The following is a 19,712-nucleotide window of genomic DNA, read 5'->3' on the forward strand; positions in this document are numbered from 1 at the left end:
TATGGGAAAATATGCAATGACTTTTGGTAGTGTATATAATCTAATTGGTGAAATGGATGACAAACAATTTAAACCAAAAAAATATAATACGCTAATTAAATATGGTGATGCATCTGCTAAGTTTTATAGTCGCATTAAAATTACTGATAAAGATATTGTAGTAGGTAATAGTGCTACTAATAATGGTCAAAATGAAATATACATCAGTAATGTAGGGCAAGCGTTTAAAGATGATGTTGAAAAAAAATATACAATCAATAATAAAAAATATACGATCAATGATATTGTAATAGAATATTTTAAGTATATAAAAAAAGAATTAGATAACCATCAACAAAATGATCCCGTTAATTCAATGACTTTAATTGTGCCTTATGAATATTCTCAAACACGAAAACAAGAATTAAAAAATATTTTAACATCAATTTCATTTAGAGTTGATCAAATATTAGAAGAACCAATTGCCAGTTATTTAGGTTATTTAAAACATACCAATCAAAAAATAAAAAATAAAGATAGTTTTATGTTAATTAGTATTGAAGATGATAATATTAAAGTTAAAATTTTTGATATTGAATATCAAAATGAACAATTGATTTTTAAGTTAGATGGAAATTCTTTTAATACATCATTTAGTTTTTTTAATACTTTACGAAAATATTTTTTAGAAATTATGAATGTCAATGTCAGTTATAATAAATTAAGTTCAACTGATCAAGATCTATTAGATACAGGAATCAACGATTTACTTAAAGATTTTGATAGTCGAAAAAATGATCAGGCTAATTTATATATTGGTCTTTCAGATATTGGGGCTGAATATGATAATGATTTTTCTAAGGATATGATAATTGAACTGTTTGAAAAAACAGGTGTGATGAAAAATATTTATCAGACCATTGATGAGTGTATTGATCAAAGTCATAAAACTAGAAGTGATATCAATAAAATTATCTATACTGGAAATATTAGCACTATTTTTGGCATCCAGGAAAAAATTAATCGGGATTTTAATTTAAAGCAAGATTTGATGTTAGATATCGATGAATTAACTTGTTTAGGTGGTGTTAGTAATGATAATTTAACTTATAAAATTGAAGACCATTTAAAACAGATTGGAATTGGTATATCTAAAAAAGTTAAATTTTTACGGACAGTTACTACTTTTAAACCAATGCTTTCATCATATTCAAGTATAAAAACGCAAAGTTTAAAAAAGAAAATACCAGCTTCTTTTAACGGAAAACTAGGAATTTATGAAGGTTATAATGGTGCAATGATCAGTGATTGTACGTTATTAAAAAATATTGATCTTTCTGGATATAATGATGGGAATCATTCGTTTGCTTTAGAAAGAAAAGCTGATGGTGGTAGTGTCACATTAATTATTTATAATAAAGATGGTTCTGTAATAAAAGAATACAATGTTTTATAGGAGGGAGAAAAATGGAATTTTATAGTAAAAAAAGATCAATAGGGTGCTTTGACAAATATATAATCATGATAAGTGAAATACTTTCTCAAATTAGTGAAATAGAGTATTTAAAAATTGATTATGATAGAATAGATTTAAATACAATAAGTAAATACATGAATAAGTATAAAAAGTATCTGGTTGTTACTAATGATGATGTTTTAGTTTATTATGATCAAGATGATTATTATTATTGCTATTATCCATTGATTGATAAACTAATAAAAAATTTAAGAGATACTTATTCAAATAATACTAATCAAAACATTAATTATGAAATTAATAATAAATTAATTGATATTAATCAAAAGTTAAAAAAAATTCAAGAACAACAAATACTAACTCAACATAAAGATTCGTTATTAATCGTTGCTAATCAGTCAAAAGATTTATTAAAAAATGTTTCTCAAAAAATTGATGATTTGAATAAAAATATTCATTTTCAACTCAATAAAAGTAATGGTAATGATACTGTTAAAGATTTATGTGATATTATTGATAAGATTGACGGATTAAGTAAAAAATTAGAAGATATTGAAAATGATTTAGATTCTAAAACAAATTTATTACGTGAAATTCGTAATCAAGTTAAAGGGGATGCTGAAAGCAGCGAAAAAACAATTAAAAATATTAATAGTATTTTAGGGACAGTTACATTTCTTAAAAAAGATATTGAAAATATTAAAATTGACTCAAAAGAAGTTAAAAATGAATCTAAAGACGAAGAAATTGAAATTACTAATCCTGATGTTGAGTTATTAAATCAAATGCATGAAACTGCTTCTAAATTAAATGATTTAATTTTTAAAACAGCAATAATGGTTGCTAAAAAAGAGAAAACAACTAATAATGAAACTGAAGATATTAATAAAAATTTAGATTACTTATCAAATGAAAATAATGAGTCAAAAGATCATCATGATTTAAATCATGAAGAAACTAGTATTAATGATAATGATCAAATTATTATTGAAGAATTGAAGGATTAGTTAAAGAGGAAAGATTATGGATGAATTTAATAATGATGAAATGGCAGCTAAACAAACGGAACAACGAGCTGACATGGAAGATGATTTGAATTTAGAAATCGATAATGAGTATGTAATGTAAGTGGAGGGAAATTATGGCAATTTTAGTAGGAATTGATTTGGGAACAACTAATAGTGCATGTGCAATTTATAAAAATAAACAATTACAATATATTAATTTTGATGGATCAGAAATATTACCATCATGTTTATATGAAGATGGTAAAGTCTTATTGATTGGAAAAAAAGCAAAATCAAGAGGGTTGTTACATCCAGAAAATTATGTAGCTTCAGCTAAACGGTATATGGATGATCGTAATTATCATTTTAATGTTAATGGGAAATCTTATAGCCCTGAAGATGTAGCGACAGAAGTCTTAAAACGAATTTATAATGAAGTTAAGGAACTAACTGGCGAAAGTGATATTAAAGCAGTAATTACAATTCCAGCTATTTTTAGGGATTATGCGATTGAAGCAACAATTAGAGCAGGACGTCGAGCTGGATTTATGGATGTAAAAACCTTAAAAGAACCGGTGTCATCTGTTATTGCTAATGGGATTGAAAAAAAAGCAGACGGTAATTATATGGTTATTGATTTAGGTGGTGGAACAGCTGATATTTCAATTGTTACGGTAAAGGGCAATGATTATTATACTGCTAGTGTTGGTGGTGATGATAAATTAGGTGGTGATGATTTTACTAATGTTATTGTTAAGATGATTGAAGATGAAATCTTAAATGAAGAAAGATATGGTCATTTAGATATTTCCTATGATAATATTGATCAAAATCCGCTTTTACAAAGTATTTTTCCATCTAATGAAAAATATCGTCAAATGAAACAAAAAATACTTAATGCTGCTGAAAAAGCAAAACAGGCATTAAGTTATGAATCACAAATCATAATTGATTTACCAGATATTTATCAAATTAATGGCGAGACAATTTCACTATCAATGGCAATTGATAGAGCTGATTTTGAAAAAAATGCCAATTTGTTGTTTACTCGTTTTCAAGAAACGATTGAAGATGCTTTAAGAAGTGTAAAAAAAGAAGAAGATATTGATAAATCAGATATTGATAGAATTGTTTTTGCCGGTGGTTCAATGAATCTGCCAAAAGCTAAAGAAATTATTAAAAAAATGTTTACCCAAGAACCATTAGATAAAGATTTAGATAAAATAGTTGCTGCTGGAGCTGCGATTTGGGCAAATGTTGCTTTTAAGGGAATTGATCCTGATCCAGTACCTAAAGAAGTTGATATCAATCTTACCAATAAACTTCCTTATAGTTTGGGAGTTGAAATAGTAGATGGTAGTCTCAGTCCGATTATTGAACAAGGAACAAAGTATCCACCAACAGTTAAAAAGACAGGACATTATACAACTACAGAGGACAATCAAACAGCTATCAGTTTCGATGTGTATGAAGGCAATCAATTATCTAATGCTAAAGATCCTGAAAATAAGAAAATATATCATTTTAGAATCAGTGGTTTAAAACCAATGCCGGCAAGAAAAGCTAAAGTAGATGTGACATTTACCTTAAATGAAGAAGGAATGTTGTATATCCATGCTGAGGATCTTGATGGTGTCGCTCCATCGTATGATAATCGTGATAATCCAGTCAATTGGAATGTTGAAAGGAAACAGAATAAAAAATGAAAAAGATAGGAATTGATTTAGGGACAACTAATACAGTTGTAACTATTAATGATAATGATCAAATTAAAATAATACCGATTGATAATGATCATTTAGTACCTTCAGTTTTTTACTATAACGAAAAAAGAAAGATTAAACTAGTAGGTAAACGAGCAAAAAACCGTGGCTTGATGGATCCTGATAATTATATTAAATCCACTAAACGGTCAATTGATTCACCTGAAAAAAAATTTACAGCTTCTAATAAAACTTTTAGTAGCGAAGATATTGCCGTTGAAATTCTTTCTAAAGTTAAAGAAGCTATTTACCAATATCTTGGGCATGAAGAAAAAATAGAGGCGGTCATTACAGTACCTAATAATTTTACTACCAATGCTGTTGAAAATACTAAAAATGCTGGTATTCGAGCTGGGTTTTCCAAGGTAGAAACCTTAAAAGAACCAATAGCATCGGTTTTAGCTTATGGTGAAAAAATTAGACCAGATAATCATGCTATCTATTTTGTTTGTGATTTTGGTGGTGGAACTTTTGATATTGCGGTAATTAAGTATGATGGCAGCGAGTATGAGGTTATCGCTACTGGTGGTAATGAAAAACTTGGTGGTGATGATTTTACTAATGCGATGATTGATTATCTTAATGATCAAATAATGGAAAAGGAAGCATTGGATTATTCGTTGGAGTCTATTGAAGATAATGCTTTATTAAAAATGGTTTATGATAGTGATGTGACTTATCAAAGAACTAAAGCTAAAATTGCGCAAAAAGCTGAAACTGCTAAATTGGCTTTGAGTTATGAAACAAGTGTTAATGTAGCGATAGGAGAATTATGTGTTAAAGATAATCAATCAGTTATATTTGAATGTGATATTAGCAGTGTGGATTTTAATCAATATCCAAAAGTAAAACGGTTGTGGCGTGATTATCAAGAAGCAATCGAAGAAGTAATTGAAAAATTGAAAAGAGAAGATATTGGAACTAGTGATATTGATCATGTTATTTTTGTAGGGGGGTCAATGAACTTACCTGAGGCTAAAAGAATTGTTCAAGAATTAATACCTGCCAATATTTTAGAAGATAACTTAGATACGATTGTTGCAATTGGGGCAAGCAGTAAAATGACAACTACTAAACAAATTATTCCTAGAGTGAATTTTAATTTAGGATTAAAAGTAGAAGGTGATAAAATTTCTGTAATTATTCCTGAACAGTCAAAATATCCAATCGAAGCGTCAAAGATGTATACTACTATCTATGATAATCAAAAAGAAATTTCTTTTGAAGTTTATGAAGGAAATGCTATTGATAATGTTTATGATCGTAAAAATCACTGGTTAGGTAAATTGATTTTAAATGGGATTGAACAAACTAATGCTGGTGAAGCGCGTGTTAAAGTTACTTTTTCATTGAATCAAGAAGGTATCTTAAAGATTACTGCTGTAGATTTATCTAATAATCATCAGGTTAACACTGAATTAAATTGGCAAGAATTAAAATATTAAATAAAATTTATGACCCAATTGACATTATGCTGATTGGGTTTTTATTGTAAATTTGATTATGAAATCTTATTTAAATGCGTTATAATTTTTATAGAAATTGGGGTGAAAAAAATGAAACAGATTGATTTACATATTCATAGTAATTATTCTGATGGCAGTGATAATCCTGAAGATATTGTAAAAAAGGCTCATGATAAACAGCTTGATTTAATTGCTTTAACGGATCATAATACAATTGATGGGATTGATGAATTTAAACAGGCTTGTATTAAATATCACCAAAATGCTTTAGCCGGTGTAGAAGTTTCAACGAATTATCAAGGACAAGAAATTCATTTGTTGGGTTATTTTAATTTAGAAAACGATTCTTTTGAATCGTTATCAAAATTAATTAGTGCTTATCAAAATATTAAAATAACTCAAAATGAAGCTATTTTGAATAAATTAAAAGAACAGTTTCCCGATGTATCAATAAGTGAATTTTATCATTTTTGTAAAGGAATAGCTAAAAAACAGAATTTAAATCGTGTTCATATTGCTAAATATATGGTGGCAAAGGGAATAGTTAGTGATATCAATGGTGCGTTTAACAATTATATTGATGAAAAGGGACCTTTTTTTGTAAGTAAAAAGCCGATTTCTCTTTATGAAGCAATTAAGGTCGTTCATGAATCGAAAGGAATAGCTGTTATTGCTCATCTAGGTGAATATCATTTTTCTGTAGATGAAAAAAAGGTATTTATCAAAGATTGTCTTGATCATGGTATTGATGGTTTTGAATGTTATCATCCATTAAATCAAATTGAAGATATTAATTTATTAACTGGTTGTCAACAACAAAATCCTGCTCTTATTTTAACTGCTGGTTCTGATTATCATGGGACAAACAAGAAAAATAATTTTTTAGGAATTAGCTATGCTCTTAATTTATTACCAGAGCAAAAAGAACAATTTGATCAAATTACAACTAATGCATATAATTTTTTATTAAATTATAGTAAAAAATAAGATGTCGTCTGCATAAATTGGTAATAGCAATTTTGACAAACCTAGTTTGTCATGATATGCTAAATAAGTATAATTGGCACATCATGGAGGGATTATATGAGCAAAAATATACGTAGTGTAAATAGAATGCGTAATTTAAAGAAAATCTTTAAAGATGTAAGAACGTATTTTATGATTTTATTGGCAGTTCCAATAGTCTGGTTAATTTATCAGATTGTAAGATATCGGATTTTGCCTACACGATACATTGTAATTATAGTAGCATTGTTGCTTATTTTATTTATTTTAATGGCACTAATGCAATATAAAAGTAAAAAGAAGCCAGTTAAAATTATTGGGAAAGTAATTATTGTATTATTATGTATCGTACTATTTATCGGAAACTATACTTATATGCAAACTGTTGGTGTTTTTGGAAATGTTTCAACAACTGAAGACACTGATGTCGTTTCGGTTGTTGTTTTAAAAAATAGTTCTTATGAGTATATTGAAGATTTAAAAGGGAAAGTATTTTCTGCTTTAGCTACTAGTGACGAACATGTAGATAATATGCTTTCTACAATTAAAGCAACTAATGGCGAAACACCTAATGTAAGACGTTATTCTGGGGTTCTTACCTGGGTAAATGCTTTATACAGCGGCGAAGTTAGCTGTTTAGTTATGAATGAATCTTATCGTTCAATTATTGAAGATGATTATGAAAATTTCAGTGATGAAACAAGAGTTATTTATAGCAAAAATTATGTTACTGAAGTTGATACTACTACCAATACTGATTTAACTAAAAATACATTTAGTGTTTATATCAGTGGTATTGATACATATGGTACAATAAGTACTAAATCAAGATCTGACGTTAATATGATTGTTACTGTTAATCCAAATACAAAACAAATCTTATTGACAAGTATTCCACGTGATTATTATATTCCATTTAATGTTCTAGGTGGAGAACGTGATAAATTAACACACTCAGGTTTATATGGTGTAGAAGAAACAAAAGGTAATGTTGAAAATTATTTTGGTGTTAATATCGATTATTATGTTCGTGTTAACTTTACTAGTTTAATCGATATTGTTGATGCTATTGGTGGTATCGAAGTTGATAATCCAAGGGCATTTGGTGAATTTAGCCAAGGAACAATTCATTTAAATGGAACTCAGGCTTTAGCCTTTTCGCGTGAAAGACATGCATTTGCAGAAGGTGATAAAGAACGTGGTCGTAATCAAATGCGAGTAATTACTGGAATTATTAATAAAGTTATTTCACCATCAATCATTACTAATTATATGAGTCTATTGAATTCATTGCATTCTTCATTCCAAACTAACTTGACAGATGATCAAATGATTAGTTTACTTAGAATGCAGATTAATGATATGAGTGCATGGAATATTGAAAGTATTAGTGTTGATGGAAATGGTAATACATTATATTCACCAATTTATGGTTCAAGTTTATACATGATGGTCCCAGATGATGCCTCTGTTGAAACTGCTAAACAAAAAATTAACCAATTATATCAATAATAAAAAAGCTGCAAGAATTTTCTTGCAGTTTTGTGTTTTTATAGAGTTAAAGACGGTGCTGAATATACGCGTTGTTTTAATTCATTATCTAACATATATAATCCTTTAGAGTCATTACCAAAAAGATCATATTTATTGATCATGTCATGAGCATTTGTTTCTTCTTCACATTGTTCTTTGATAAACCAATCTAAAAATTGCATTGAGCGATAATCTTTGATAGTAAAGGTTGCATCATAAATTGCATGAATTAAACTGGTTACATATTCTTCATGTTGTAAAGCAAAAATAAGAGGATCTTTTAATTCTTTACATTTTTTGTCTGGTTTTGCAATTGCTTCTAAACTTACAGAGACATTATTATTTTGCAAGTATTGAATAAATAACATTGCATGATCCCTTTCTTCTTGAGCTTGGATTTGATACCAGTTTGCAAAACCGTCCAATCCTTTATCTTTGTAGAAATTAGCAAAATCTAAATATAGATATGCTGAGTAGAATTCTTTATTAACCTGGTCATTTAATAATTCAATTACTTTTTTATCTAACATATTCATTCCTCCTTATAAATAGTATAACTCTACACTTAAAAAAGTTAAATATTATATTAAGGATTTATTTATGTCGATTAAACAATCTTAATTCTTAGATAAAGGGTTTTTATTTTAAATATGATAATGGTATAATGGTATAGAAAGTGGGTGATTACCAGTGCTATCAATTTCAGCATTTACATTTAGTTTAAATTCATTTTTTAATTTGATTAGAACGATTATTGATTTATTGTTAGTTTGGTATGTTATTTATTTATTGATTTCAATGTTGAAGCAAAATATGAGAACGATGCAATTGTTTAAGGGCGTTCTTTTAATCTTGATACTAAAATTATTTACTAGTCTTTTTGGATTAAGTGCAATGGACTATCTGGTTGATACTGTATTGACTTGGGGAGTTGTCGCTGTAATAATTGTTTTTCAGCCAGAAATCAGAGGACTGTTGGAAAAAATTGGCCAGACAAAATTGGATATAAAACAAAATAATATTTCTGATGATGAAAAGGAGCGATTAATGGATGAATTAGTATCCGCAATTACTAAATTATCAGAAGATCAAACAGGTGCATTAATAACTTTTGAAAGAGGACAATCATTAATTGATTATATTAATACTGGAACAAGAATTAATGCTGATATTAAGTCGGAGTTATTTTTAACAATTTTTTGGGAAGGAACACCACTACATGATGGTGCGACAATAATTAAAGGTGATCGAATCGTATGTGCAGCAGCTTTTTATCCACCAACTAATCAGGAATTAAGTCCATTATATGGGGCAAGACATCGAGCTGCTTTAGGTATTAGCGAAATAACTGATTCTTTAACGGTTGTGGTCTCTGAAGAAACTGGAACGATTTCTTTTGCTACTGATGGGAAATTGCGAAAAATTCCTCGTAAAGAATTAAGAGCTAATTTAGTTAATGAATTAGATTGGTTTAATTCTAAAGATAAGGATGGTGAGTAAAATGCCAAAAAAAGAAAATCCTAAAAATCCTTTGAAGAAAGATTCAACTACTGATTTCTTTTTAAATTTTATTACACGCCAAAAGTCAGAGCAAAAAAAGGACGAAAGTAAACAAACAACTAAATTAAAAAATGTTGATGATAATCTTAAAGTAACAGATAAAGCATATCGGGCAGTATATCATATTTTAAATTCATTAAATGCATTTTTAGATCGAATGTTGCAATCTAATTTATCGATAAAAGTATTATCATTTATGTTGGCAATAATTTTACTGTTAACAATAAATGGTAGCATTACTAATATATTTACGGCACCAAATGGTGGTGATTATTTATATGATGTACCAATTAAAGTGGAAGGATTACAAAGTGATTATGATGTAGTAGGATTACCAGAAACAGTCAATGTTGCCTTGGTAGGACCTTCTCTGGATATATATACTACCAAGATTTCTGGTAATTATGAAGTTATTGCTGATTTTTCAACATTAGGAGAAGGGGAACATACTATCGAGTTAAAGAGCGAAGGGTTTCCTAATGATTTACAAGTTATGATTGTTCCTCAAACAGTAACTGTGCGAATAACGCAGAAAGTAACTAAAACATTTGAATTAGGCTATGATTTTATAAATGAAGACAAGATGGATGAAAAATACTCAGTATCGGTAGAATCAATGGAACATAATGCAGTTGAAGTTCAAGGGTCTCAAGATGATATTGATCGAATTAATAGTGTTATGGCAACTATTGATTTAGATGGAGTTAATAAAAATTTTGAACAGGACGCTAGAATTCATGCTTATGATCGTAGCGGTGAAGAGGTGGATGTTGAAATCATTCCTAAAACTGTTAAGGTTAATTGCAGTGTTTCTTCTTATAGTAAAGAAGTTCCGATTACACCCACTTATACTGGACAATTTGCAAGTGGATATGGGTTAGAAAATATTACGCTATCAAAAGACAGAGTTAGAATTTATGGTAAAGAGGAATTATTAAATAGTATTAATGAAGTTCATGTTGAAATTGATATTTCTAATGTTAGTAGTAATAAAACATACGAAAGATTACAAATAACAGGAACTGAGAATATTAATAAAATGGATTTTGATACAATTGATGCCCAAATTCAAGTTGGGTCAACGACAACAACGACAATTAGTGATATTCCAATTAATGTCATTAATAACGAAAATAACTACAAGGTTAATTTTGCAAGTGGTCAAGATAAGGCTTCTGTAATAGTAGAGGGTACTAGCAATATGCTTGCAGGTCTGACAAGTAGTGATTTTAATGTGACAATTGATTTGGAAAACTTGAAAAGTGGCAGAAATACTGTTAAAGTAAATTTAACCTTGAATAAAGGATATCTAACTGGTAGATTGACATCTCCAGAAAGAATAACAATTACCTTAGAAAGACAATAGGAGGAAAGAAGAAAATGGGTAAGTATTTTGGAACAGATGGATTTAGAGGGGAAGCTAATGTTGATTTGACAGTCGAACATGCTTACAAAGTGGGGCGCTATCTAGGATGGTACTACTCACAAAATGGCAATCGTGCTAAAGTAGTTATTGGTAAAGATACACGTAGAAGTTCTTATATGTTAGAGTATGCACTAGTATCTGGATTAACTGCTAGTGGTGCAGATGCTTATTTATTACATGTTACAACAACTCCTTCAGTATCATATGTAGTTACAAGTGATGGATTTGATTGTGGAATTATGATTTCAGCATCACACAATCCTTATTATGATAATGGAATCAAAATCTTAGATTCAAATGGATATAAGATGGATGCTAAAGTTGAAAATTTAATTGAACAATATATTGATGGTTTAAGTGATGAAATACCACTTGCCACTAAAGATCAAATTGGTTGTGCATTAGATTATTCAATGGGAAGAAACCGTTATATTGGCTATTTAATGTCAATTCCTACAAGAGCTTTTAGAAACTATCGAGTTGGTTTAGATTGTGCTAATGGTGCAAGTAGTGCAATTGCTAAAAGTGTATTTGATGCTTTAGGAGCAAAAACTTATGTAATTAATAGTGATCCTGACGGATTGAATATTAATACAAATTGTGGCTCTACTCATATTGAAGTACTACAACAATATGTAAAAGAAAATGCTTTAGATATTGGATTTGCTTATGATGGGGATGCCGATCGTTGTATTTGTGTTGATGAATTTGGTCGCGTTATTGATGGTGATTTAATCTTATATATTTGCGGTAAATATTTAAAAGAACATGGTGAACTTGCAAATGACACTGTTGTAACAACAGTAATGTCTAATTTAGGTTTATACAAAGCCTTTGATAAAGAAGGTATTAAATATGAAAAAACTGCTGTTGGTGATAAATATGTAAATGAAAACATGGTTAAAAACGGTCATGTTTTAGGTGGTGAACAATCTGGACATATTATTTTCTCTAAACATGCAACTACAGGAGATGGAATTTTAACTTCTTTAAAAGTAATGGAAGCTGTTATTGAAAGTAAAAGAACTGTTGCTCAATTAGCAGATCCAGTAACTATTTATCCGCAGTTAATGAAAAATGTACCTGTTCGTGATAAAAAAGAGGCTCAAGAAGATCCTGATGTAAGAGCTGTTATCGCTGAAGTTGAGGCTGATTTAGGTGACAATGGACGAGTATTAGTTCGTGAAAGTGGAACAGAACCAGTGGTTCGAGTAATGGTTGAAGCTGATAGCGATGAAAAATGTTTAGTCAATGTTAATAAAATTGTCGATAAAATGAAGGAAAAAGGATTCGTTATCAAAAGATAAAAAAACATAATATCACATAATATTGCCATACAATATGGCAATATTTCATATTATATTAAAAAGTGAGGTGAAATACATGCAATTTAGAATTAATATTATTGATGATGAAAAGAATTTGAATGATTTAGTACGAACATATTTAGAAAAAGAAGGCTATATTGTTTATTCATTTTATACGTATGATGAAGCTTTGATGCATAAAGATGACGATGTCCATTTATGGTTAATTGATATAATGCTTGATCGAGCAAGTGGTTTTGAACTATTTAATGAAATTAAAGAATGTCGTCCAAAGATGCCGATAATCTTCATGTCAGCACGTGATCAAGAATTTGATCGGATTATAGGTTTGGAAAAAGGTTCTGATGACTATATTACAAAGCCATTTAATATAAAAGAAGTTATTTTAAGAATTAACAATTTAATCAAGCGATCATATGATGATCCATCAAAAATTAAAATGGATGGATATGATATTGATCTTGAAAAAAGAAGAGTCTTTTATAATGGTGAAGAGATAGTTTTAACAACAAAAGAATATGATTTGTTGGTATATTTTATTAATAATAAAGGGCTTGCTATTTCAAGGGAACAGGTACTTAGTAAAGTATGGGATGAAAATTATTTTGGAAGTGACCGTGTAGTAGATGATACATTAAGAAGGCTAAGAAAGAAAATGCCAGAAATTAATGTACGTACTATTTACGGCTTTGGTTATCGATTAGACTAATGTTAAAACGATATTCATTGCAACGGCAATTAATTATTATATTTGGTTTATTTGCTATTGCTGTTGTTATTATCTTAGTTCCGTTAATTAATAAGAATTTAACGGAATTAATAGATAAACAAATGTATGAAACTTTAGAAATGGCACAAAACCGATATATATACTATGACTATGTGCCAATCGAGAGTACTACTACTAAGCAGATTTATCATATGAAATATTATCCCAATGAAGAAACATTGGTACACTCTAGCAATATGTCTAATAGTGAAGCAAAGGCTTTATACAATGTTTTTGCAAAGGACTTGGCAAGAATGATTAATTCTAATAAGAGTACGCTACATGATAAGGGTACTGATTTAGGAGGAGAAACTATTTATTATTTAATCACTGAAAATAGTGATATTTATTTTATTTCATTAGTGTATAGCGATTATTCTACTGATTTAGTTTCTGGTGTTCAACAGCAAATTATTAATATTATGTATATTGCTCTAGCAATCGTTGGAATAGTAATTTTTGTGTGGGTTAGCAGCTTAATAAAACCATTACGACAAATTACTAAATATATTGAAAATATTAGCAAAGATAAAGATAGTGAATTAAAGATTGAGCGTAGTGATGAAATTGGAATTGTTTCTAGTTCTTTAATTGCGATGAAAGAAGAAATTGACAAGCAAAATAAAATTAAAGAAGAGATGATACATAATATTTCACATGATTTAAAAACACCGATTGCCTTGATAAAATCATATTCTCAAAGTGTAAAGGATGATATTTATCCATATGGTGATAAGAATTCGTCAATGGATGTTATTATAGAAAACGCCGAGCGTTTGGATAATAAAGTTCGTAGTTTATTATATTTAAATCGATTAGATTTTATAAGTGGACAAAATACTGATGCTGAAGTTGATATGAAAGAATTAATAGAGCATATTGTTCTACAGTTACAAGGAATGCATCCGGAAATTAAAATTGAAACAGATTTAGCTTTTGTTTCTTTTAAAGGTGATAACGAATGCTGGCGAATTTGTGTAGAGAACATAATTGAAAATGCTTTTAGATATGTAAAAAGTTATATTAAAATAATGTTAAAAGCAGATTATTTAGAAATATATAATGATGGAGAACCAATAGAAACCGATGATATCGATGCTCTTTTTCAACCGTATGAAAAGGGAACTAAAGGGCAATTTGGTTTAGGTTTATCAATTGTTTATAAGACTTGTACAATGTATGGTTATAATGTAACAGCTGTTAATCATGAAACCGGAGTTAGCTTTATAATTACTAAAAAAGAAAATCAAAACTAGTTATAATATTTAAATTATTTTATTAGGAAGTATGGTTAAGAATCATACTTCTTTTTTGTATAATAAAATAATTATTAAAGTTAAGATAAATTTAGAAATGTTTTATGGAAGAAAAAAATGGATATGGTAGAATGTTATTAAGGTTATGGGAGGATATTATATGAAATTATTATTTAAACAAAGATTTTTTTCATGGCTCGATAGTTATGATATTTATGATGAAAATAATAATGTGGTATTTGAAGTCAAGGGCGAGTTAAGCTGGGGACATAAATTAAAAATATATGATAAAAACGGAATACATATTGGAACTGTTAAAGAAGAAATTTTTGCTTTTTTATCAAAATTTAATTTATATTTGTATGATCAATATGTTGGGCAAATAAAAAAAGAACTTACTTTTTTTAAACCATCATTTATTTTAGATTGTAACAATTGGCATGTGGAAGGAAATTTTTTTGAATGGGATTATCAGATTATTGATAATTCTGAAAATGTTGTCGCCATAATAAATAAACAGTTATTTAATCTTACAGATACTTATCAATTAGAAATTTTTAATCCTGATGATGCTATTTATGTTTTAATGATTGCTCTAGCAATTGATGCTCAAAAGTGTTCGCGTGATAGAAATTAAACTGGTTTTCCAGTTTTTTCTTTTGAAAAATATTAGAAAATTTGTCATCTAGGTTTATAATATTAAAAGAAGGTGAAAAAAATGGGGAAAGTAGAAAATAATTTTGCTATTGGCAGTGTTTCTAAACATATTATAAACTTAGCAGTACCAATGATTGTCGCTCAGCTGATTAATGTTTTATATAATGTTGTTGATCGTATTTATATTGGACGGATTCCTGGTGAAGCAACACTAGCAATGGGTGGACTTGGCTTATGTTTACCTTTAATATCCATCATTAATGCTTTTGCCAATTTATTTGGTATGGGTGGAGCACCACTTTGTTCGATCGCTAGAGGACGCGGAGATAATGAAGAAGCTGAAAAAATAATGGGTAATTCTTTTATGCTATTAATTATCTTTAGTGTTGTATTAATGGTAGTCGGTTTTATTTTTAAAGAAGATTTATTGTGGCTTTTTGGTGCAAGTGCTAATACCATCGGTTATGCAAATGACTATATGACAATTTATTTACTAGGAACTTTATTTGTTTTAATTGGATTAGGGATGAATAGCTTTATTAATAGTCAAGGCTTTGCAAAAATTGGAATGTTGACAGTTTTGTTAGGAGCTGTAACTAATATTATTTTAGATCCGATTTTTATTTTTGGTTTTGATTTAGGCGTTCAAGGAGCAGCCATCGCTACTGTTATTTCACAGTTTGTTTCTGCCCTTTGGACATTACAGTTTTTGACAAGTAAAAAGACGATCTTAAAAATAAAAAGAAGCTGTTTAAAACTTAAATATAATTATGTTATAAGAATTGTTTCTTTAGGAATGGCTGGATTTATGATGGCAATTACTAATTCCATTGTTTCCATAGTTTGTAATGCTACTTTACAGCAATATGGTGGTGATTTATATATTGCGATTATGACGATTATAAATTCATTACGAGAAGTAGCATCACTACCTGGACAAGGAGTAGCAAATGCCTGTCAACCGGTATTAGGATATAATTATGGAGCTCAAAAGTATGATCGGGTTTTACAAGGAATCAAATTTGTTACCATAGCAGCATTATCAATGATGCTAATATTATGGGTGGCAATAACAATTTTTCCTGAAATTTTTATTAGAATTTTTAGTAATAATCAAGAAGTAATTGTTGATGGAATGCGGGCATTACGTCTATATTTCTTTGGCTTTTTTATGATGTCTTTTCAAATGACTGGTCAAGCTGTGGCAGTTGGTTTAGGTAAATCAAAACAAGCTATCTTCTTTTCAATATTTAGGAAAGTTATTATCGTTGCGCCACTAACAATAATTCTACCAATGTTTATTGGTATCGATGGAGTATTTATTGCTGAAGCAATCAGTAATTTTATTGGTGGTGGTGCTTGTTATATTACAATGTGGTTAACCATTGGTAAGAGTTTAAAACATAAAACAGAATAATATCAATAGTGCATAAAATACGAATAGTCTTTTATGCATTTTTTATATTAAATCTAAAAGATAACCTGTATAATTATAAGTAGATAGGGACACATAAAAATATTTAATAGGAGGGAAGGATATGAAAACAAAACTGAAAAAACATAAGATACTAATTACGATAATAATAATCTGTGTTGTTATCGCGGGCTATTTTGGCACTGACTGGTTATTTAAACAAACGTACTATAATCCATTTTTAATCGATGATATTGTTGATAACAGTGACGAAAGTGTAACACAGTATGGTTTTGATGTTTTAATGGCTACTTACATTAATATGTATTTTCCAGGAAAGCTATATTATCCAATAGAATGCAGTGATGAAGGTTTTGGCAGATATCAAATTAAAGCTAAAGTTCAGGAAATTTTTGATCCATTATATGGGGACAATGTTGATAATATTACTTTTACAATAAAACGTTCTAAATTAACAGTTGATAGTGAGCAAATTCTTCTTAGTAGAGTGGTTTATGAATATTTAGATATAAATGAAACTGACTTAGATGAATATACTGCTTCATTATATGAACAATGGACAACTAGAGATTATAGTGATATTCAAGATTTACCAGAATCTGCTTATCTTGATGTTTCGTTGACTTTTTCTAAATATAAAAATGCTCAAGAAGTAGTAGATTTTATCAATAGTTATGATAATTCTTCTTTTGTCTGGCTAGCATTAGATACTGAGACTGGTGATCAAACAGCAGCTGGTGTTTCAATATATGATGCTGTTAGACATGGACTAAAAGATAGTTTTAAAAAAGAGTATCCGTCTTTTTATCTAGATGAAGAGTATACTGCCGATATGTTACAAGAAAATGTTTTATCTAGATTAAAGGTGTTAATTGATCATAGTGATTTTATTGATTTAATAAAACAAAGTGATTTATATTATGATACTATGGCAGCAAACAAAGGAATTAAGCAAAGATATCAGGATATTAAAGAAAATGGACTTCAAGTAATAGGAATTCGCGGTTATGTTAAAAAAAGTGATTTACTTAATATGATTAATAGTGGTGAAATTTACTATGGCTATGTAAATGATGTCAAAATGTCTAGATTGCAAAGAAAATAAATATTTCGTATTGTGAAAAAAACTAAATGAATTAAAGATAAATGCTAGAATTTAAGTTAGTTTTGGAGGTACGAAGATGAAATTAAAGAAAGACTTTTTATGGGGCGGAGCTACTGCAGCTAATCAGTATGAAGGTGGTTATAATGAAGGTGGCCGTGGTTTAAGTATCAACGATGTAGAAATGGGTGCCCGCCATGGTGTCGCTAGAGAAATTCATGATTATATTCATGAAGACGCATATTATCCTAGTCATGAAGCAACAGATTTTTATCATCGTTATAAAGAAGATATCAAACTTTTTGCCAAGATGGGATTTAAATGTTTTAGAATGTCAATTTCATGGTCAAGAATTTTCCCACGTGGTGATGAAGAAACTCCTAATGAAGAAGGATTAGAGTTTTATGATCGTGTTTTTGATGAATTGTTAAAATATGGAATTGAACCAGTAGTTACACTATCGCATTATGAAACACCACTTACTTTAGTAAAAGAATATGGTTCTTGGCGTAATCGTAAATTAGTTGACTTTTTTGAACGTTATTGTAAAACAGTTTTTACTCGTTATAAAGATAAAGTAAAATACTGGATGACATTTAATGAAATAAATGGCTGCTTAGAAGTTCCACGTCCATGGCATCAAGCTGGAATAATCTATCAAGAAGGGGAAGAACATTATCAAACAATCTTACAAGCTAGTCATCATATGTTTGTTGCAAGTGCCAAAGCAGTTATTGCTGGTCATGAAATCAATCCTGATTTTAAAATTGGTTGTATGTTGATTTATCCAACAACGTATGCAGCTACTTGTAATCCTGAAGATCAAATTTTAATGCGTGATAAAATGAATAATACCTATTATTATGGAGATGTTCATGTTCGTGGTCGTTATACTAATACATGTACTTCTGTATGGCATAAACATAATGTTACTATTAAAATGGAACCTGGTGATGAAGAATTATTAGCTAAAGGTAAAGTTGATTATATTGGTTTTAGTTATTATTTTTCTGGAATTGCTGGTAATAATGCGGAAGAAATTGAAGGTAATGTATTAAAGGGTGGTCGTAATCCTTATTTGAAAATGACTGATTGGGGTTGGCAAATTGATCCTTTAGGACTTAGAACAGCTTTAAATGAATTATACGATCGTTATCAAGTGCCATTATTCATTGTTGAAAATGGAATGGGAGCAATTGATACAGTTGAAGCTGATGGTTCTATTAATGATGATTATCGAATTGAATATTTAAGAGAACATATCAAGGCATTTAAAGATGCTGTTGAAATTGACGAAGTTGATTTAATGGGTTATACTCCTTGGGGATGCATTGATTTAGTAAGTGCTGGAACTGGTGAAATGCGTAAACGTTATGGCTTCATCTATGTTGATAAAGATGATGAAGGAAAAGGAACGCTAGAACGTCGACCAAAGAAGAGTTTTTATTGGTATAAAGAAGTTATTGAATCTAATGGTGAGAAACTGTAATGAACTTTCATTACAGTTTTTTGATGAAAATTATAGTTATAAAAAAGTATAAGTGAAATTGCGGTATCTAATTATAAAGTAAAAGCCTAATGCAATGCAACTTTCAGCTTGACAGAGAGATTGAAAACATGTAAGTTCTAGAATTTTATACAATAATAACAGATGTTAATTTGCATTGCTTGTGGCAACGACTGTTTTGATGTTTAATAGATGTATCAAAACAAAGGAGGCACAGGTTATGTTAAATGAGAATATTAGAAATTTGCGGAAAGCCAAAGGACTTTCGCAAGAAGAGCTGGCTATAAAGCTAAATGTAGTAAGACAAACAGTATCTAAATGGGAAAAAGATATCCCGACTTTCTAAAGATTCCGATAAATAAAAACATAAGACCAACTATCTTTGATGATAATTGGTCTTTTTTGATGTGAACTGATTAAAATGTCGGAATCTTTTTTTGTT

General features: G+C 29.1%; 16 protein-coding genes and 1 pseudogene. 16 read left to right on the forward strand and 1 reads right to left on the reverse strand.

Translation table 11 applies throughout. From position 1 onward, the window contains the following. The first annotated feature begins 1 nt into the window (after position 1). The 6 genes from B5E92_RS07910 (at position 2) to B5E92_RS07935 (ending at position 8,209) form a co-directional block, all read left to right on the forward strand. Complete coding sequence (locus tag B5E92_RS07910; protein ID WP_087300935.1) at positions 2-1,435, forward strand: hypothetical protein; 1,434 nt, start codon at positions 2-4, stop codon at positions 1,433-1,435. 11 nt (positions 1,436-1,446) lie between these two features. Continuing rightward, positions 1,447-2,463, forward strand: coding sequence for a hypothetical protein (locus B5E92_RS07915; RefSeq protein WP_087300938.1), 1,017 nt, complete (start codon positions 1,447-1,449; stop codon positions 2,461-2,463). A 134-nt stretch (positions 2,464-2,597) separates the two neighbouring features. Continuing rightward, positions 2,598-4,169 (forward strand): Hsp70 family protein, encoded by a 1,572-nt coding sequence (locus B5E92_RS07920; RefSeq protein ID WP_087300941.1) that lies wholly within the window; start codon positions 2,598-2,600, stop codon positions 4,167-4,169. Then, positions 4,166-5,671 carry an Hsp70 family protein gene (locus tag B5E92_RS07925; protein WP_087300944.1) on the forward strand — a complete coding sequence of 502 codons (1,506 nt, stop codon included), beginning with the start codon at positions 4,166-4,168 and terminating at the stop codon, positions 5,669-5,671. The genes B5E92_RS07920 and B5E92_RS07925 overlap by 4 nt, the downstream gene beginning before the upstream one ends. Before the next feature lie 111 nt (positions 5,672-5,782). Continuing rightward, positions 5,783-6,679 carry a PHP domain-containing protein gene (locus tag B5E92_RS07930; RefSeq protein WP_087300947.1) on the forward strand — a complete coding sequence of 299 codons (897 nt, stop codon included), beginning with the start codon at positions 5,783-5,785 and terminating at the stop codon, positions 6,677-6,679. A gap of 96 nt (positions 6,680-6,775) precedes the next feature. Further along, positions 6,776-8,209, forward strand: a complete 1,434-nt coding sequence (locus B5E92_RS07935; protein ID WP_087300950.1) for an LCP family protein — start codon at positions 6,776-6,778, stop codon at positions 8,207-8,209. A 38-nt stretch (positions 8,210-8,247) separates the two neighbouring features. On the opposite strand, the gene B5E92_RS07940 is transcribed toward B5E92_RS07935, so the two are convergent. Continuing rightward, the gene (locus B5E92_RS07940; RefSeq protein ID WP_087300953.1) at positions 8,248-8,760 is read right to left on the reverse strand and encodes a ferritin; all 513 of its coding nucleotides are present in this window, start codon (positions 8,758-8,760) and stop codon (positions 8,248-8,250) included. 160 nt (positions 8,761-8,920) lie between these two features. On the opposite strand from B5E92_RS07940, the gene cdaA reads away from it, so the two are divergent. The 10 genes and pseudogenes from cdaA to B5E92_RS07990 all read left to right on the forward strand — a co-directional run. Next, positions 8,921-9,730, forward strand: coding sequence for a diadenylate cyclase CdaA (gene cdaA / locus B5E92_RS07945; RefSeq protein WP_087300956.1), 810 nt, complete (start codon positions 8,921-8,923; stop codon positions 9,728-9,730). A 1-nt stretch (position 9,731) separates the two neighbouring features. Then, positions 9,732-11,156, forward strand: a complete 1,425-nt coding sequence (locus B5E92_RS07950) for a YbbR-like domain-containing protein (RefSeq protein WP_087300959.1) — start codon at positions 9,732-9,734, stop codon at positions 11,154-11,156. A 14-nt stretch (positions 11,157-11,170) separates the two neighbouring features. Further along, a complete protein-coding gene (gene glmM / locus B5E92_RS07955) occupies positions 11,171-12,523 on the forward strand; it encodes a phosphoglucosamine mutase (protein ID WP_087300962.1) in 1,353 nt (450 codons plus the stop codon). Between the two features lie 76 nt (positions 12,524-12,599). Further along, a complete protein-coding gene (locus B5E92_RS07960) occupies positions 12,600-13,253 on the forward strand; it encodes a response regulator transcription factor (RefSeq protein ID WP_087300965.1) in 654 nt (217 codons plus the stop codon). Then, entirely contained in the window at positions 13,253-14,569 is a 1,317-nt protein-coding gene (locus tag B5E92_RS07965; protein WP_087300968.1) for a HAMP domain-containing sensor histidine kinase, read from the forward strand. The genes B5E92_RS07960 and B5E92_RS07965 overlap by 1 nt, the downstream gene beginning before the upstream one ends. 160 nt (positions 14,570-14,729) lie before the next feature. Then, complete coding sequence (locus tag B5E92_RS07970) at positions 14,730-15,206, forward strand: LURP-one-related/scramblase family protein (protein ID WP_087300971.1); 477 nt, start codon at positions 14,730-14,732, stop codon at positions 15,204-15,206. An 81-nt stretch (positions 15,207-15,287) separates the two neighbouring features. Continuing rightward, a complete protein-coding gene (locus B5E92_RS07975; protein ID WP_087300974.1) occupies positions 15,288-16,643 on the forward strand; it encodes an MATE family efflux transporter in 1,356 nt (451 codons plus the stop codon). A gap of 121 nt (positions 16,644-16,764) precedes the next feature. Further along, a complete protein-coding gene (locus B5E92_RS07980) occupies positions 16,765-17,766 on the forward strand; it encodes an anti sigma factor C-terminal domain-containing protein (protein ID WP_087300977.1) in 1,002 nt (333 codons plus the stop codon). A 76-nt stretch (positions 17,767-17,842) separates the two neighbouring features. Then, on the forward strand, positions 17,843-19,252 hold the full coding sequence (locus B5E92_RS07985) for a 6-phospho-beta-glucosidase (RefSeq protein WP_087300980.1): 1,410 nt from the start codon (positions 17,843-17,845) through the stop codon (positions 19,250-19,252). Between the two features lie 238 nt (positions 19,253-19,490). Beyond that, positions 19,491-19,604: pseudogene (locus tag B5E92_RS07990) on the forward strand (helix-turn-helix transcriptional regulator); the annotation flags it as partial. Positions 19,605-19,712: the final 108 nt, after the last annotated feature.

It is taken from the genome of Erysipelatoclostridium sp. An15 (assembly GCF_002160675.1).
GTDB lineage: Bacteria > Bacillota_I > Bacilli_A > Erysipelotrichales > Coprobacillaceae > Thomasclavelia > Thomasclavelia merdavium.

What these genes read in the sequence shown, in the direction of transcription:
- B5E92_RS07910 (WP_087300935.1), top strand. Translation starts at nt 2, where the DNA reads ATGGGAAAATATGCAATGACTTTTGGTAGTGTATATAATCTAATTGGT.
- B5E92_RS07975 (WP_087300974.1), top strand. Translation starts at nt 15,288, where the DNA reads ATGGGGAAAGTAGAAAATAATTTTGCTATTGGCAGTGTTTCTAAACAT.
- B5E92_RS07930 (WP_087300947.1), top strand. Translation starts at nt 5,783, where the DNA reads ATGAAACAGATTGATTTACATATTCATAGTAATTATTCTGATGGCAGT.
- B5E92_RS07950 (WP_087300959.1), top strand. Translation starts at nt 9,732, where the DNA reads ATGCCAAAAAAAGAAAATCCTAAAAATCCTTTGAAGAAAGATTCAACT.
- B5E92_RS07960 (WP_087300965.1), top strand. Translation starts at nt 12,600, where the DNA reads ATGCAATTTAGAATTAATATTATTGATGATGAAAAGAATTTGAATGAT.
- B5E92_RS07940 (WP_087300953.1), bottom strand. Translation starts at nt 8,760, where the DNA reads ATGTTAGATAAAAAAGTAATTGAATTATTAAATGACCAGGTTAATAAA.
- B5E92_RS07985 (WP_087300980.1), top strand. Translation starts at nt 17,843, where the DNA reads ATGAAATTAAAGAAAGACTTTTTATGGGGCGGAGCTACTGCAGCTAAT.
- B5E92_RS07980 (WP_087300977.1), top strand. Translation starts at nt 16,765, where the DNA reads ATGAAAACAAAACTGAAAAAACATAAGATACTAATTACGATAATAATA.
- B5E92_RS07920 (WP_087300941.1), top strand. Translation starts at nt 2,598, where the DNA reads ATGGCAATTTTAGTAGGAATTGATTTGGGAACAACTAATAGTGCATGT.
- B5E92_RS07970 (WP_087300971.1), top strand. Translation starts at nt 14,730, where the DNA reads ATGAAATTATTATTTAAACAAAGATTTTTTTCATGGCTCGATAGTTAT.
- B5E92_RS07965 (WP_087300968.1), top strand. Translation starts at nt 13,253, where the DNA reads ATGTTAAAACGATATTCATTGCAACGGCAATTAATTATTATATTTGGT.
- B5E92_RS07915 (WP_087300938.1), top strand. Translation starts at nt 1,447, where the DNA reads ATGGAATTTTATAGTAAAAAAAGATCAATAGGGTGCTTTGACAAATAT.
- B5E92_RS07935 (WP_087300950.1), top strand. Translation starts at nt 6,776, where the DNA reads ATGAGCAAAAATATACGTAGTGTAAATAGAATGCGTAATTTAAAGAAA.
- glmM (WP_087300962.1), top strand. Translation starts at nt 11,171, where the DNA reads ATGGGTAAGTATTTTGGAACAGATGGATTTAGAGGGGAAGCTAATGTT.
- B5E92_RS07925 (WP_087300944.1), top strand. Translation starts at nt 4,166, where the DNA reads ATGAAAAAGATAGGAATTGATTTAGGGACAACTAATACAGTTGTAACT.